The sequence below is a fragment of the Thermobacillus xylanilyticus genome (genome assembly GCF_907165215.1).
GTDB lineage: Bacteria > Bacillota > Bacilli > Paenibacillales > Paenibacillaceae > Thermobacillus > Thermobacillus xylanilyticus.
The window spans coordinates 1-14,184 of record NZ_CAJRAY010000019.1; the positions used below are offsets into that span (position 1 = coordinate 1).

Annotated in this window: 17 protein-coding genes; 11 read left to right on the plus strand and 6 right to left on the minus strand. The window is 61.9% G+C overall.

Annotated features, from left to right (window positions below; genetic code table 11):
• Nucleotides 1-355 precede the first annotated feature (355 nt).
• The 10 genes from KJQ12_RS04110 (at nucleotide 356) to KJQ12_RS04155 (ending at nucleotide 8,287) form a co-directional block, all read left to right on the plus strand.
• The gene (locus KJQ12_RS04110) at nucleotides 356-619 is read left to right on the plus strand and encodes a hypothetical protein (RefSeq protein WP_213483617.1); all 264 of its coding nucleotides are present in this window, start codon (nucleotides 356-358) and stop codon (nucleotides 617-619) included.
• A 238-nt stretch (nucleotides 620-857) separates the two neighbouring features.
• Complete coding sequence (locus KJQ12_RS04115; RefSeq protein WP_213483618.1) at nucleotides 858-1,766, plus strand: aldo/keto reductase; 909 nt, start codon at nucleotides 858-860, stop codon at nucleotides 1,764-1,766.
• A gap of 209 nt (nucleotides 1,767-1,975) precedes the next feature.
• Nucleotides 1,976-2,986 carry a methionine ABC transporter ATP-binding protein gene (locus KJQ12_RS04120; RefSeq protein ID WP_425315956.1) on the plus strand — a complete coding sequence of 337 codons (1,011 nt, stop codon included), beginning with the start codon at nucleotides 1,976-1,978 and terminating at the stop codon, nucleotides 2,984-2,986.
• Entirely contained in the window at nucleotides 2,976-3,638 is a 663-nt protein-coding gene (locus tag KJQ12_RS04125) for a methionine ABC transporter permease (RefSeq protein ID WP_213483620.1), read from the plus strand. Before KJQ12_RS04120 ends, KJQ12_RS04125 begins: the two co-directional genes overlap by 11 nt.
• Nucleotides 3,639-3,666: 28 nt before the next feature.
• Nucleotides 3,667-4,587 (plus strand): MetQ/NlpA family ABC transporter substrate-binding protein, encoded by a 921-nt coding sequence (locus KJQ12_RS04130; protein ID WP_213483621.1) that lies wholly within the window; start codon nucleotides 3,667-3,669, stop codon nucleotides 4,585-4,587.
• Between the two features lie 131 nt (nucleotides 4,588-4,718).
• A complete protein-coding gene (locus tag KJQ12_RS04135; protein ID WP_015253754.1) occupies nucleotides 4,719-5,318 on the plus strand; it encodes a TetR/AcrR family transcriptional regulator in 600 nt (199 codons plus the stop codon).
• A gap of 27 nt (nucleotides 5,319-5,345) precedes the next feature.
• Nucleotides 5,346-5,804: a DUF2269 family protein gene (locus tag KJQ12_RS04140; protein WP_213483622.1), complete on the plus strand. Its 459-nt coding sequence runs from the start codon at nucleotides 5,346-5,348 to the stop codon at nucleotides 5,802-5,804.
• 73 nt (nucleotides 5,805-5,877) lie between these two features.
• Complete coding sequence (locus KJQ12_RS04145; protein ID WP_213483623.1) at nucleotides 5,878-6,660, plus strand: alpha/beta fold hydrolase; 783 nt, start codon at nucleotides 5,878-5,880, stop codon at nucleotides 6,658-6,660.
• A 178-nt stretch (nucleotides 6,661-6,838) separates the two neighbouring features.
• Entirely contained in the window at nucleotides 6,839-7,282 is a 444-nt protein-coding gene (locus KJQ12_RS04150) for a MarR family winged helix-turn-helix transcriptional regulator (protein ID WP_213483624.1), read from the plus strand.
• A gap of 147 nt (nucleotides 7,283-7,429) precedes the next feature.
• Nucleotides 7,430-8,287 carry a manganese catalase gene (locus KJQ12_RS04155; RefSeq protein ID WP_213483625.1) on the plus strand — a complete coding sequence of 286 codons (858 nt, stop codon included), beginning with the start codon at nucleotides 7,430-7,432 and terminating at the stop codon, nucleotides 8,285-8,287.
• Here KJQ12_RS04155 and KJQ12_RS04160 read toward each other — a convergent pair.
• From KJQ12_RS04160 to KJQ12_RS04185, 6 genes are all read right to left on the minus strand, one after another.
• Complete coding sequence (locus tag KJQ12_RS04160) at nucleotides 8,284-8,610, minus strand: AzlD domain-containing protein (protein ID WP_213483626.1); 327 nt, start codon at nucleotides 8,608-8,610, stop codon at nucleotides 8,284-8,286. The two genes, KJQ12_RS04155 and KJQ12_RS04160, sit on opposite strands and share 4 nt — an antisense overlap.
• Nucleotides 8,607-9,308 (minus strand): AzlC family ABC transporter permease, encoded by a 702-nt coding sequence (locus KJQ12_RS04165; RefSeq protein ID WP_015253749.1) that lies wholly within the window; start codon nucleotides 9,306-9,308, stop codon nucleotides 8,607-8,609. The genes KJQ12_RS04160 and KJQ12_RS04165 overlap by 4 nt, the downstream gene beginning before the upstream one ends.
• Before the next feature lie 143 nt (nucleotides 9,309-9,451).
• Complete coding sequence (locus KJQ12_RS04170) at nucleotides 9,452-10,021, minus strand: DUF4256 domain-containing protein (RefSeq protein WP_213483627.1); 570 nt, start codon at nucleotides 10,019-10,021, stop codon at nucleotides 9,452-9,454.
• Nucleotides 10,018-11,901, minus strand: a complete 1,884-nt coding sequence (locus KJQ12_RS04175; protein WP_213483628.1) for a patatin-like phospholipase family protein — start codon at nucleotides 11,899-11,901, stop codon at nucleotides 10,018-10,020. Before KJQ12_RS04175 ends, KJQ12_RS04170 begins: the two co-directional genes overlap by 4 nt.
• An 88-nt stretch (nucleotides 11,902-11,989) precedes the next feature.
• The gene (locus KJQ12_RS04180; RefSeq protein ID WP_213483629.1) at nucleotides 11,990-12,634 is read right to left on the minus strand and encodes an FMN-dependent NADH-azoreductase; all 645 of its coding nucleotides are present in this window, start codon (nucleotides 12,632-12,634) and stop codon (nucleotides 11,990-11,992) included.
• A gap of 11 nt (nucleotides 12,635-12,645) precedes the next feature.
• Nucleotides 12,646-13,506 carry a DMT family transporter gene (locus KJQ12_RS04185; RefSeq protein ID WP_213483630.1) on the minus strand — a complete coding sequence of 287 codons (861 nt, stop codon included), beginning with the start codon at nucleotides 13,504-13,506 and terminating at the stop codon, nucleotides 12,646-12,648.
• 169 nt (nucleotides 13,507-13,675) lie between these two features.
• Between KJQ12_RS04185 and KJQ12_RS04190 the strand changes: the two genes are divergently transcribed.
• Nucleotides 13,676-14,146: a MarR family winged helix-turn-helix transcriptional regulator gene (locus KJQ12_RS04190; protein ID WP_213483631.1), complete on the plus strand. Its 471-nt coding sequence runs from the start codon at nucleotides 13,676-13,678 to the stop codon at nucleotides 14,144-14,146.
• The last annotated feature ends 38 nt before the right edge of the window (nucleotides 14,147-14,184 follow it).

Sequence of the window (14,184 nt, forward strand, 5' to 3'; positions counted from 1 at the left end):
CCAAAGATTTGGGCACTTTTTTATGTTTTCAATGAACGGTACTTTCGAAATTTAGGATTACTCAAATCATTGAAAGGTATAATACAGGGAGTGGATACAAGATTTCAAAAGAAAGCACGCAACCCAATCTCATTTCGACATATCGTATATATACGGTTAAAAAATTGTTGGATATTCCTTTACAACGGCAGGAAAGGAGCGCAATTCTCAACCTTCTTTCAAAATTGCGGATTGATAATGGCGGTTTCAAATTTGAAACGGAGGGGGATTTGCTTCAATCAAGTACTAAAAGTCTGTTCTACGGGATTTTTTTGTTTAATGAATTATCAACAGAAAGGACAGGATGAGCTGGTCAATGAATAAATCGACGAATCTGATCTTAATCGGTATTTTGGTGTGTTTGATCATTATAGCTTTCCGTCCAATCGAACGGCAGGTCATGAATACAACCGTTGAAAGTCATGGGTATCATGTGATCTATCTTGGTAATGACAGGGCAGCCGTATTCGATCTAGACCGCGATTCCGGTAAGTATGGTGAAGCGGCGGTCTACGAAATTACGGATTCAGGATTGCGATTGTTATACAAAGACAACATAGGAGAGGACTTGAGAAATTAAAAAGATGACGTACAAGAAAACTGCCGGTCTTTATCAGCCCGGTAGTTTACTCGTCCCAACGTAGTCGGTGAAATTACGCAGTTATCGAACATGAGGGCATCACTGTCGACCGCTAATTGTTGTCCCCATTGCCGAAGTCATGCAGGTAGTAAATTTTGATGGTCCGGGTTCCGGTTGTCCGCAACACCGTGTATGATGGAGGAAGGACAATTACCTTTCGGGAGGTCGCTGATTGGGGATGAAAAAGAACCGGCTTGGACAATCAGACTTGTTCGTGAGCGAAATCGGGCTCGGCTGCATGTCGCTGGGAACGGAAGAGGCACACGCCGTCCGGATCATCCATGAAGCGCTGGATGCCGGCGTGAACTTCCTCGACACCGCCGATCTGTACGATGCGGGGCGGAACGAGGAACTCGTCGGACTGGCGATCCGGGGCCGGCGGAGCGAGGTGATCGTGGCGACGAAGGTCGGCAACCGCCGCATTCCCGGCCGCGAAGGCTGGGTCTGGGATCCGTCGAAGGCGTACATCAAGCAGGCGGTCCGCGACAGTCTGCGCCGGCTCGGAACGGACTATATCGACCTGTACCAGCTGCACGGCGGCACGATCGACGATCCGATCGACGAGACGATCGAGGCGTTCGAGGAGTTGAAACGGGAAGGGCTGATCCGGCATTACGGCATCTCGTCCATCCGGCCGAACGTGATCCGCGAATACGCGCGCCGCTCGAACATCGTCAGCCTCATGAGCCAGTACAGCATGCTCGACCGGCGGCCCGAGGAGGAGACGCTGCGGCTGATCGAAGGGCGCGGCATCAGCCTGATCGCGCGCGGACCGCTGGCCGGCGGCATTCTGACGGAGGGCGGCGCGGCGAAGGCGGAGCGGGACTACCTCGATTACAGCCGGGAGGAGCTGCCGGAAGTGCGGCGCCGCCTGCTGGAACTTTGCGGGAACGGCCGCACGCTGGTGCAGACGGCCATCCGCTACGCGCTCGCCGATCCGGCGGTGGCGACGGTCATTCCGGGCGCAAGCAGCCTGGAGCAGCTCCGGCTCAACCTGTCGGCGGCGTCCGCTCCGCCGCTCGCCGAAGAGGAGCTCGCCGCCATCCGCGCCGTCACCCGGGCCAATCGGTACGAGCAGCATCGCTGAAGACGGGCGGACGGGCCGGATGCGGTCAAGTACAGCGGGCATGGCTCAAGATGAACGAACGGGAACCCCGGACAGGCATCCTCGGGTTCCCGTTTTTTCATCAAATGGGCATTGACAAGTACTTGAAGGTCAATATACTTTTATTTATATCCGACTAATCCAATAAGATAAACAACATTTCATCTGTGCGGTTACCGGGAGGGGTCGGTCTGATCATTTTGGACAACCTGTGCAAATCCTACGGCTCCGGGAAACATGCGGTCACCGTGATCGATCATGTCTCCATGGAAGTGACAAAGGGGGAGATCTTCGGCATCATCGGACAATCCGGCGCCGGCAAAAGCACGCTGCTCCGATGCGTCAACCTGCTGGCGAGGCCGGATTCGGGCAGCGTCACCGTCGGGGGCGTCGAGCTCACCCGGCTGAACACGCGCGAGCTGCAGGCGCAGCGGCGAAAGATCGGCATGATCTTCCAGCATTTCAACCTGCTCTCGACGCTTACTGCCCGCGATAACGTCGCGTTTCCGCTCCGCCTGGAAGGGCTGTCCCGGCAGGAGATCCGGCGCCGGGCGGACGAGCTGCTCGAGATGGTCGGCATGAGCGCCCATGCGGACAAGTATCCGGCCCAGCTGTCGGGCGGGCAGAAACAGCGCATCGGCATCGCGCGGGCGCTGGCCGGCAGGCCCGACGTGCTGCTCTGCGACGAGGCGACTTCGGCGCTCGACCAGGAGACGACCCGCTCCGTCCTGGCGCTGCTGCAGGACATCAACCGCAAGCTGGGCGTCACCATCCTGCTCGTCACCCACGAGATCGAAGTCGTCCGCGCGATCTGCGACCGGGTTGCGGTCATGCAACGGGGACAAATCGTGGAGTCGGGCCGGACGGCGGATCTGCTGCTCAGGCCCGGGCATCCGGCAACGCGCGAGCTGCTGCGGCAGACGGAAGATCCGGACGGCGGGGACGCATCCGGCAGCGATGCGGGCGGAACGATCATCCGGGTGCTCTATTCCGGCGACAGCGCGGGCAAGCCGGCGCTGTCCGAGGCCGTGCGCGGCACGTCCGTTCAATTCGTCATCCTGCACGGCACCGTGTCCCGCATCCGCGACGTCCCCTACGGCCGGATGACGATCCGGCTGACCGGTCCGTCCGGCGAGACGGCGTCGGTGATCGGCAGGCTGCGGGAGCAGGGATGGGAGGTGGAAACACCCGATGTCCTATGACGAAATTCCGTGGCCGATCATCTGGCAAGCGGCGCGCGAGACGCTCGTCATGCTCGGCGCATCGCTCGCGCTGTCCGTGCCGATCGGCCTGGTGATCGGGGTGCTGGTCTTCCTCACCTCTCCCGGCCAGTTCTGGCAGCAGATCTGGGTGAACCGGCTGCTGTCGTTGATCGTCAACGTCACCCGGTCAGTGCCGTTCGTCATCATGATGATCTATGTCATGCCGATTACCCGCTGGCTCGTCGGCACGTCGATCGGAATGAAGGGGGCCATTCCCCCGCTCGTGATCGCGGCCGCGCCGTTCTTCGCGCGGATGACCGAGATCGCGCTGCGGGAAGTCGACCGCGGGGTGATCGAAGCCGCCGAAGCGATGGGCACGCCGCGCCTGCTCATCATCTGGCGCGTGCTGCTCCGGGAGGCGCGCACCGGGCTGATTGCGGGCGTGACGGTGACCGCCGTCAACCTCGTCTCCTACACGGCCATGTCCGGCGTCATCGGCGGCGGCGGCCTGGGGGACCTGGCCATCCGCTACGGCTACCAGCGGTTCCGGTCCGACGTCATGCTGGTGACCGTCGTGCTGCTGGTCATCCTGGTGCAGCTGCTGCAGTCGTTCGGCGACCGGCTCGTTCAGCGGCTGTCCAGGAACCCATAGATAAAGAAAGTCAGGGAGTGAAGAGAACATGAAGAAAGCTTTCGGTCTCATGCTGATCATTGCATTATTGGTGATGCTGTCCGCCTGCGGCGGCGGCTCGGGCGGAGGCGGAGGCGCCAATGCAGGAGCGAATAACAGCGCAGGTTCCGCCGACAATACGGCGGCCAACGCAGGCAATGCGTCCGGCGAGAACAATGCTTCCGCCGCAAATGAGTCACAGGCCGCCGAACCGGTGACGATCAAGGTCGGCGCCACGCCCGAACCGCACGCCAAAATTCTCGAATTCGTGAAAGACAAGCTGGCGGCGGAAGGCGTCAATCTCGAAGTCATCGTGTTCAACGATTACGTGCAGCCGAACGTGCAGGTGTACGAGAAGCAGCTCGACGCGAACTTCTTCCAGCACGTGCCGTATCTCGACGAGTTCAACGCGGAGAAAGGCTATGACCTCGTGAAAGTCACCGGCGTGCACATCGAGCCGATCGGGGCTTATTCGAGCAAGATTTCCGCCATCGAAGAGCTGAAGGACGGCGCGAAAGTCGCCATTCCGAACGACGCGACCAACGGCGGACGCGCCCTGGCGCTGCTGGCGAAGCACAACCTGATCACGCTGAAGGACGGCGTCGGCATCCTGGCGACGGTTCAGGATATCGCGGACAATCCGAAGAAACTCGAGATCGTCGAGCTGGAAGCGGCCACGCTTCCCCGCGTGCTGCCCGACGTCGATGTGGCCGTCATTAACACCAACTACGCCCTCGAAGCCGGTCTGGTGCCGACCCGCGACGCGTTGTTCATCGAGGAAAGCGACTCGCCGTACGTCAACATTCTCGTATCGCGCCCGGACAACAAGGACGATGAAGCGATCCGGAAACTGGCGGCCGCGCTCAACTCGGCCGAAGTGAAGCAGTTCATCGAGGAAACGTACGAAGGCGCGGTCGTGCCGGCGTTCTGATCGAGCCGCAAGCCAAGGCCCCGATGGTTGATCGGGGCCTTCATTATCGTTATTTACAGACCGACGGTCGGTTTGATAAAATAACGCCAAACCGATTACGCTGACATCGTCCGGAAAGGAGACCGCGGCCATTGAAACGGGAAACGAAACGGGAACAGACCAGGGAGCGGCTGTTGGAGGCCACCCGGTCGCTCATCCTGGAAAAAGGGTGCGACCATCTGACGCTGAACGACATCATGGAGCGGGCCGGGCTGTCCAAGGGGGGCATTTTCCACCACGTCAAGAGCAAGGATGAGCTGCTGATCCGGATTCTGGAAGAACGGGCGGAGGAGACGAACCGCCGGTTCAACGCGGCAAAGGAGCGGGAGAAGTCGTTCGCGGCTCCGTTCCGCAGCATCGCCGACAGCCTGCCGGAACTGGAAAATCCCGATGACGCGGGCAACCGGGTGTTCGTCCATCTGCTCGGACGAATCAGCCGCCCCGAAGTGCGCGGCGCGCTCCGGCAATTCTACGAGCAGACGCTGCGCCTGTCGAAGCAGTGGATCGCGTCCGGTCAGGAGGCCGGCGTCATTCCGGCGTCCGTGGACGCGGACAAGTCGGCCGAGCTGTTCGTCCTGCTCTCGCTCGGCCTGCGCGTGCGGGGGATGCTGCTCTCCGGCGCCGGCGGCAACGCTTTTGACGCGGAGGATTTCAAGCGGCTCATCGAACGCTGGCTGCAGCCGGAACCTTGAGGGGCATTCATAAGGAGGTGAAGTCGGATGACTTTGCTGTTGTTCCTGCACATTGCCGGTGCCGTTCTGCTGACGGGCAACATTGTGACCGCGGCGTTCTGGCACTGGCACGCGCAGCGGACGGGAAGCGCGGAAGTCATTCATTTCTCGGCGAAAACCGTCATGAAGGCCGACCTCGCCTTTACGCTGCCCGGCATTCTGCTGATCGTCGGCTCGGGCGCGGCGATGGCGGAGCGGTCGGGCTATGGCGGGGCGTTCAACTGGCTGACCCTGTCCCTCCTGCTCTTCGGCCTGACCGGCTTGATCTGGCTGGCCGTGCTGCTGCCCCTGCAGCGGAGCATGATCCGGCTCAGCGCGGAGGCGCTCGGCACCGGCACCTTGCCGCGCGCCTACTCGCGGGCGCTCGTGAACTGGTACGTGTTCGGAACGGCCGCCGTTCTGCTGCCCATCGCCGTGCTCTATCTGATGGTGGCGAAACCGTTCTGACATTCGGGCATGTTTCCCTCTCCCGGCGAGTATGCTGAAGTGATGGTGACTTTTGGGTCGGGAGGAATGGAAGATGGGCGAATATATAACCGTGGAACCGGGAGTGAAATTGTACGTCGAAGATCTGAACCCCGGAAGCGGCAAGACGATCGTGTTCATCCACGGCTGGCCGCTGAACCACAAGCAGTTCGAATATCAGTTCGATGTGCTGCCCGCCTTGGGATTCCGCGTCATCGGCATCGACTGGCGCGGCTTCGGCAATTCGGACAAACCGTACACCGGATACGACTTCGACCGCCTGGCGGACGACCTCCGCGCGGTGTTCGAGCAGAAGCAATTGCAGAACGTCGTGCTGGCGGGACATTCGGCAGGCGGCGCGATCTCGATCCGCTACATGGCCCGGCACCAGGGGCACGGCGTGTCGAAGCTCGTCCTGATTGCCGCGGCCGCGCCGACCTCCTTCACGCCGGAGACGGCGGAACGGTATCTGGCCGTAAACAGCGGCGACCGGCCGAACCTGATCCGGCATGTGACGGACAGCTTCTTCTTCCGTTATGCGACCGAGCCGTTCAGGGAATGGTTCATCAGCCTGGGGCTTCAGGCGGCAGGCTGGTCCACGGCGGCGATGATCCGGCTACTCCGGGACACGAATCTGGCCAACGATCTCGCCGCGATTAACGTGCCCACGCTGATCATGCACGGCATCCACGATCAGGTGGTGCCGTTCGCGATGGCGCAGGAGCAGCATGCGCGCATCCCGCAGTCCCGGCTCGTGCCGTTCCAGTACAGCGGCCACGGTCTGTTCTGGGAGGAACGGGAAGAGTTCAACCGGTTGATTGCGGAATTCGCGGGGTGACGGCCGGGCCGGATCGAACGTCGACAGCCGCCGGACGCGGACAGCTTCTTCTCCGCCGGCGGCTTGCGTTTTCCGGCCGACAACCGCTCCATACCGGTGCCTTTCGATTGACAATCGCTGCATATCCGGTATTCTATGATTAGAATTCTAATTATATTTTTCGCACGGAGGATCGGACATGCCGCATTCGGAATGGCATTGGGATCAAGGGCCGATCGGCCGGCTCGTGAAGACGGGGTACATCACGCTGCGCCGGGAGATCGAGCAGATGCTGCGCCCCGTCGGCCTTACGCATACGCAATGGAGCGCCCTCGGCGTCATCCTTCATTTTCCCGGCATCACGCCTTCGCAGTTGGAACAGATTCTGATGATCGAGCGGCCGAGCGTCACCAGCCTGATGAACGGACTGGAAAGCCGCGGGCTGATCGTGCGCCGGAGCAGCCCGGAAGACGGCCGGTCCAAGCAGATCTTCCTGACGGATGCGGGGAAAAAGCTGGCCGAGGAAACGCAGCATTTCGCCGTCGTCTTGGAGGAGCGGGTCAAACAAGGCATGACGGAAGACGAGTTCGAGACGCTCAGGTCGCTGCTCATCAAGCTGGTCAAAATTTTCGGTCAGCCGTAGCCGTCTGCCGCGATCAGGTTCTCTCTGTCACAGGGCGGCGGCATACTTTTTTCAAGCATGCAGCCTTCACATCCCGGCGGCACACTTTCCTGGGCGCAACATAGAATGTCGTGGGTAAACACCCAATTTTACGGGAGTGAGGTTGACATGTTCTATCACGTGAAGGAGCTGCAGTATCAGGCGAAACCCGAAAGGCCCGATCCGCTGTTCGCCAAGAAGCTGCAAGAAGTGCTCGGCGGACAGTTCGGCGAAATTTCGGTCGCCATGCAGTATCTGTTCCAGGGATGGAATATCAGGGGCAACGGGAAGTACAAAGATCTGCTGCTGGACACCGGCACCGAAGAACTTGCGCATATCGAAATGCTCGCGACGATGATTGCGAGGCTGCTGGACAACGCGCCGGTCGCCGATCAGGAGGAAGCGGCCAAAAACCCGGTCATCGCGGCGGTGCTCGGCGGCATGAACCCCCAGCATGCCATCGTGACGGGGCTGGGCGCCGCGCCGACCGACAGCGTCGGCTACCCGTGGAACGGCCGGTATATCATCGCCAGCGGCAATCTGCTCGCCGACTTCCGGGCGAACCTGAACGCCGAATCCCAGGGACGGCTTCAGGTGGCGCGGTTGTACGAGCAGACATCGGACCGCGGCGTCAGAGACATGCTCTCATGGCTGCTGGCGCGGGACACGATGCACCAGAATCAATGGATGGCCGCCATTGCCGAGCTGGAGGAGAAGGAAGGCAAAGTCGTGCCGAGCACGTTCCCCCGCAAGCTGGAGAAGCGCGAAGTCTCCTACACGCTGTTCAACTTCTCGCGCGGAGATGACAGCGCGCTGGGCCGGTGGGCGAGCGGCCCGAGCCCGGACGGCTGCGGCCGGTTCAACTATGTCGCGAATCCGGTGCCGCTTGCGCCCGCACCGCATCTGCCTCCGGCGCCGCCTTACATCTACGATACGCCGCCGGGCGTCGTATCGGGCAAGGGACCGTTCGTCCCGCCTTGCTATTAAAGGGGCAGCCAGGCCAGCAGCGCCGTGCAGACCACGCCCGTGACCACCGTCAGCAGCAGGCTGCGGGTAAGCAGCGCGACGGCCAGCGTCGGGATGAACGCCGCCCACTCGAGATTATCCGGCGAGATCCACGCCTCGCCCTCGGTCAGCACGGCCTGCGCCACCAGCGCCGTCATGACGGCAAGCGGCACATGCTTCAGAAATTTCATCACATAACCCGGCAGCTTCAGCCTGCTGATCAGGATGAGCGGCAGCGTGCGCGGAATGAACGTCACGACCGCCGTTCCGATCAGCATCCACAGAAATTCGCGGCTGACGCTCATCGCTCGGTCACCGCCCCCACAATCGCGGCCAGCACCGCCGCCGCCATGACGGCCATATAGCCCGGCAGCCAGATGAAGGCCAGCGCGAAACCGCCGACGGCGCAAGCGATCACGAGCAGGTCGCGCTTGTACTGTTTGCGCTGCAATACGATCATGGCCGCCAGGCCGATGAACATGGCCGGCAGCGCATAGTGCAGCCCGTATCGCTCCGGATCCGCGATCCACCCGCCGAGCAGCGCGCCGAGCAGATTGGCGGCGATCCAGTTGGCATGGGCCGTCACGTTGAGCCCGAACATCCACCTGTCCGCGTGGCGCTCGCCGCCGGTCAGCTTCCCTGCGGCCACCCCGAACGTTTCGTCGGTAAGCTGCGCCCCGATCAACAGATTCCTCAGCGGCGAATAAGCGGCGAACTTCGGCGCGATCGCCGCGCTCATCAGCAAATGGCGCAGGTTGACGAAGAAAACGGTCACCACGATGGACGCGACCGGCGCCCCCGCCATCACCATGCCCGCCGTGATGAACTGCGCCGACCCGGCGTACAGAAACAGCGACAGCAGCCCGATCTCCAGCAGGCTCATGCCCGCCGTCGCCTCGATCACCCCGGCCGCAAAACCGATCGACAAATATCCCAGCAGCGTCGGAACGCAATCCGCCACGCCCTGCCGGAACGACAACGTTACCGCCATCTGTCTGTCCACGATGTCCTCCCCCTTGCAAGTCCAATTAGCGATATTGTAACGGCTGATCCGTCAACGTTAAAGTCTTTTCATAAAAAAAAATGGAGACCGCATCCCGCGCGCATCTCCATTCTCATCTACACCGTTGTTCCCCGTCCCTCCGCCTAAATTCTGAGCATTCCGCGGAAGCCTCTCGCGGCATAGTAGGATTCGGCGCCGTTGTGATAGACGAACACCGTATCATAGCGGCGGTCGCAGAACAGCGCGCCGCCGAGCCTGCGGATCTTCTCGGGCGTCTTGATCCAGCTCGACGTCTTCTTGTCGAACTCCCCGAGCTGCTGCAGCGACCGGTATTGCGCTTCCGTCAGCAGCTCGATGCCCATCGCGGCGGCCATGCCCACCGCGCTGTCCGCCGGCTTGTGCTCTTTCCTCGATTCCAGCGCCTCCTGGTCGTAGCAGACGCTGCGGCGTCCCTTCGGGCTTTCGGCCGAACAGTCGACGAACAGCATCTCGCCCGTCTCCGGGTCCCGTCCCACGACGTCCGGTTCGCCGCCGGTCCGTTCCATTTCATGGAGCGACCACAGCTTCCCGGGATCGGCAGCCTCCAGCCGGGCCTGCACATCGGCCCACGCGATGCCTTCATGGCGGCCGGCAAACTTCTCGAAGCGCGCTTTCAGCGCCGCAAGCAGCGCGTCGCGCTCCGCGGGCGACAACGTTTTGCCTTGCTCGGTCATGGACGAATCTCCTTTCTGCTGTCCAGTTCTTCCAGCCTGCGGGCGATGGCGGCCAGCGATTCGCGTGCGGCCTTCTCCCCCGCCTGAATGCAGATTGCGGATTCCTTGAACGACATGGCGCTCGTGCCGAACTCCGGATTCAGGACGAAGTCCGCAAGCTGCATTTCGTCCTGGATCATCCGCTTGCTCATGATGTCGATCGTGTTCAGGATGGCCCCGACGAAGCTGGACGGCGCCTTCTTCATGCTGTCCGGCACCCGGACGTCCACGGCGATGACGATGTCGGCTCCCATGCTCCTCGCCAGCGCGACGGGCACGGGATGCGCCACGGCGCCGTCCAACAGCAAATGATTCCCCAGCCGTACCGGCCGCATAACCCCGGGAATCGCCGTGGAGGCGCAGATCGCGTGCGACACCTTGCCGGCATTGAGGATGTGCGCTTCGCCGTCCACGGCGTTCGACGCGACGGCGGCGAATGGAATTCTGAGATCCTTAAAATCGGCCGGGCCGATATACTTCTCGACGAACCGCACCATCGGATGGTTGTCGACCAGGCCGCCGCCCGACAGCGCCGGGCGGACAAGCTGCCGCCAGCGCACGGTGGGCAGCACTTCCTCGAACGCCGACGTCGGCTGCCCGCCCGCGTAGAGCGCGCCGATGAACGCGCCGACGCTCGTGCCGGTGATCATGTCGATCGGAATGCCGGCCTGCTCCAGCACTTTGATGACGCCGACGTGCGCCGCGCCCCGGGCAGCGCCGCTGCCGAGCGCCAGCGCGACCTTCGGCCGGGTTCCGGGCTGCCGCACGCTGCCGAACCTGAGATGCGGAATGCGGATGGTCTGGCCGCCGCTGCGGATCAGCGCCTCATGAACCACCTGCTTCAGTTCCCGGATGTTGCCGCCGAGGAACGGAAAGTTGGTGACCAGGTTCAGCGCTTCCTGGGAGATCAGGCCGTCCGGCTCTTCGAATCCCGCCTCCGCGATGAAGGCGCGGACGAGCGCCGGGATATCCTCCTTCCGCTCGCGAAGCGGCGCCATCTCAATGCGAGTCAGCGGAAGGTCGACGGGCTGCCTCGCCGTCAGGATGAGGCGCGCATCGGACGGCGTTTGCGCCAGGCGGCGGAGCTGGCCGGCGGGCAGGGCGTCCGCATCCTTGAGGATCAGGGTGCCTCCCTGTGCCGTGCGGGCTTTCAGTTCCCATTCCTCCGCGCGGAAATCGGCGCCGCTCATCACGAAGACGGGATGTTCGGACCTTTCCGATTGCGCGTGGATTTCCCAGGCCGCGTGGGTCTTGCCGGTTCCCTGTTCGCCGACGATGCACAGCGGCTGATCGCCGCCCGCGAGCGCTGTAATCTCGCCGCGCAGCCTGCGCATGAAGCGGCCTTCCCCCGCCAGCCGGCCGTAGCGGGTTTGCCGCTCTTCCGCGAGCTGGCGCACGATGACGGCGGATCTCGCGTGCTCCTCGAGGATCCGGTCGTTGGAGCTCGCGATGCGCCGGACCATCGCTTCGATCATGTGACGGCGGAACTTCGCGCTCTTGTCCATCAGTTGAAGCAGCCCCTCGCGGGGCATCGATACGGTGACAACCGGCCCGTCGGTCTCCACTGTGGCGCTGGCCGCGCCGCCGGTCAGACAGGACATCTCGCCGAAGAACTGTCCCGCTTCCAGCGTGGCGATATGCGCCCGGGTCTCCTGCCGCACGTATACCTTCAGCGTACCGGACACGATGATATGAAAATGGGACGCCGCTTCATGCTGCCTGATGACTGACGTCCCGCTCGCAAATTCGTTCATTTTCAGATGGGGGCGGATCGATCGCAGCTCATCCTCGCCCAGCTCGCCCAGCAACGGCACTTGACGGAGTTCCACATGTTCGGCCAATAGCAGCATTCCTTTCATCACGCGCCCGGCGTGTCTTGGTCCGGCTCGTACCCTGTCCATTCATTATGGACGGGCCGGCTGCAAGCCGTCAAGCGAACAGCAATGCGGCCGCTTGTTCGGCCTGCTCCATCGCGCGTCGGCGCTTCATTTCCCTCTCCTCCCGAGCGGTATCCATGCCTTCCATCAGAATCGTCTCGATCCGCTCCATACCGATAAAGGAAAGGACCGCCCGCAGGTAGCGGCTTCCATGTTCGAACGGCATGAGCGGCCCGCGGCTGTACACGTCTCCGCTGGACTGGATCAGAATCGCCGTCTTGTCCTTCAACAGACCGACCGGCCCCTCCGGCGTGTAGCGGAACGTCTTGCGCGCCACCTTGATCGTGTCGATATAGGCCTTGAGCAGCGGAGGGATGCCGAAATTCCACAGCGGGTAAGCGAAGATGTAGAAATCGGCCGCAATGAACGCATCGGTCAAGCGATGCACACGCTCCAGGCTCGCCCGCTCTTCCGGTTCCAATTGATCCGGCGCCGAACCGCCCGCCATCTTCTCCCTTGCGGACAAGAACGGGCCGTCAATCAGCGGGATCGGATGGCGGTATACGTCGATCTCTTCGATGACGACCCGCTCCGAACGCCTCCGAACCGCTTCGACCAGACAGCGGCCGACCCGAAGGCTGCTGGAATCTTCCTCACGCTTCGGGTTCGCCTTGATGTACAATCCGTGTTTCACCATGCCGTCTCCTCCTATAACGTGACCATTCCGATGCCGGCAAACGTAAGCAGTACGCCGAACCACTGGCTTCGCATCAGCCGTTCTTTGCCCAGGCACACCCCCCACAAGAGCGTCACGACGGCGAACAGCGAAGCGGCGGTAATCACGATCGCCGTCCGCTCATGCGTCAGGCCGATGTTGTAACTGGTCAAAGCCAGGGCATCCAGCACACCGACCGCCAGCACCAGCAGCCAGCCGCGCCGTTCCTTCGGCCATTCCGGCCGGCGCTTTCCGAGCCACAGCCATGCCGGCAACAGAATGCTCGCCTGCAGCCGCCCGATCCAGACCGTTGCCCATCCCCCGATGTCTTCCACCGGCGTGCGCAGTCCGAAGAACGCCGCGCCGAGCAGCAGAGAAGCCAGGATCGCCCACAGGGCGCCCGCCGCCAACCGGGAAGAAGCATCCGACCGTGATCCCGCGGCAGGCCGCGCGATCGTCGCACAGATGACGCCGACGGCCGTCAGCCCGATTCCCAAGAGCGCGGTCCCGTCCACCGTCTCACCGGACAGCAGCGCCAGGATGACCGTCACGACGGTAAAGCTGGATGCGATCGGCGCCACAACGGACGCTTTTCCGACATGCAGTCCCCGATACAGCGCGACGATCCCGAGAAGATCGACGAACATCCAGAGACTCGCGGCGGCGATGCCCCGTACGGAAAAGATTCCCCGCCATTCGCCCGTCACCAGCAGCATGACAGACAGCAGCACGAAGCCGACGATCTGCATGCACAGCAGCGTCGAATACACTCCGATTTTCCTGCTGGAGCGGGCTGCGGCATAATCCGCCGTCCCGAAGGCGAATGCCGCCATCAGCCCCCACACTGCACCCATCTGGCGCGGCCTCCTTTTATTTGACTTATCAATATTTGATTACGCAATTAATACTGCCACGATTTATTTGCGCAGTCAAATACTTTTTCGGTACAATGGGACTGCACACAAGGCTTGCATGGTAGGGATAGCGGGACTCGGTGCCCGAATTGCGGCTGGGAGGATGGCGATGAAAAGACTGCGGGAAGAGGAGCTGGCGCTCTGGCGGAGTTTCGTCCGGCTGCATGCGAGCGTTATCCGCCGGATTGAGCAGGATTTGGCGGATGACCGGCTCATTCCGCTCACCTGGTATGATGTGCTGGTCGCCCTGTACCAGGCTCCGGACCACAGATTGCGTATGGGCGTATTGAAGGAGCGGACGGTGCTGACGGCCAGCGGCATCACGCGGCTTGTCGAGCGGCTGGAACAGCAGGGACTGGTGCGAAGGGAACGAACCGAAGAGGACCGCAGAAGCACGTATGCGGTGCTTACGCGGGATGGGAAACGCGCGTTTCTGCAAGCGTGGCCGACCTATGAAAAGGGAATTGCCGACTATTTCGTCAACATGCTGAATGCGGAGGAGCAGCGCATCATCCGCTCGGCCTTCGAACGCATGCTCGCGGCGCATGATGCGAAGGGAACGGCATCGGAGCCGTTATGACAACGCGCGGGAATTCGGACACTTGACAGACGGATTAA

Bases quoted from the DNA above. Each gene is read 5' to 3' on its own strand.
- KJQ12_RS04140 (WP_213483622.1), top strand. From the start codon at position 5,346: ATGACTTTGCTGTTGTTCCTGCACATTGCCGGTGCCGTTCTGCTGACG.
- KJQ12_RS04155 (WP_213483625.1), top strand. From the start codon at position 7,430: ATGTTCTATCACGTGAAGGAGCTGCAGTATCAGGCGAAACCCGAAAGG.
- KJQ12_RS04180 (WP_213483629.1), bottom strand. From the start codon at position 12,634: ATGGTGAAACACGGATTGTACATCAAGGCGAACCCGAAGCGTGAGGAA.
- KJQ12_RS04170 (WP_213483627.1), bottom strand. From the start codon at position 10,021: ATGACCGAGCAAGGCAAAACGTTGTCGCCCGCGGAGCGCGACGCGCTG.
- KJQ12_RS04150 (WP_213483624.1), top strand. From the start codon at position 6,839: ATGCCGCATTCGGAATGGCATTGGGATCAAGGGCCGATCGGCCGGCTC.
- KJQ12_RS04145 (WP_213483623.1), top strand. From the start codon at position 5,878: ATGGGCGAATATATAACCGTGGAACCGGGAGTGAAATTGTACGTCGAA.
- KJQ12_RS04190 (WP_213483631.1), top strand. From the start codon at position 13,676: ATGAAAAGACTGCGGGAAGAGGAGCTGGCGCTCTGGCGGAGTTTCGTC.
- KJQ12_RS04185 (WP_213483630.1), bottom strand. From the start codon at position 13,506: ATGGGTGCAGTGTGGGGGCTGATGGCGGCATTCGCCTTCGGGACGGCG.
- KJQ12_RS04130 (WP_213483621.1), top strand. From the start codon at position 3,667: ATGAAGAAAGCTTTCGGTCTCATGCTGATCATTGCATTATTGGTGATG.
- KJQ12_RS04160 (WP_213483626.1), bottom strand. From the start codon at position 8,610: ATGAGCGTCAGCCGCGAATTTCTGTGGATGCTGATCGGAACGGCGGTC.
- KJQ12_RS04110 (WP_213483617.1), top strand. From the start codon at position 356: ATGAATAAATCGACGAATCTGATCTTAATCGGTATTTTGGTGTGTTTG.
- KJQ12_RS04115 (WP_213483618.1), top strand. From the start codon at position 858: ATGAAAAAGAACCGGCTTGGACAATCAGACTTGTTCGTGAGCGAAATC.
- KJQ12_RS04125 (WP_213483620.1), top strand. From the start codon at position 2,976: ATGTCCTATGACGAAATTCCGTGGCCGATCATCTGGCAAGCGGCGCGC.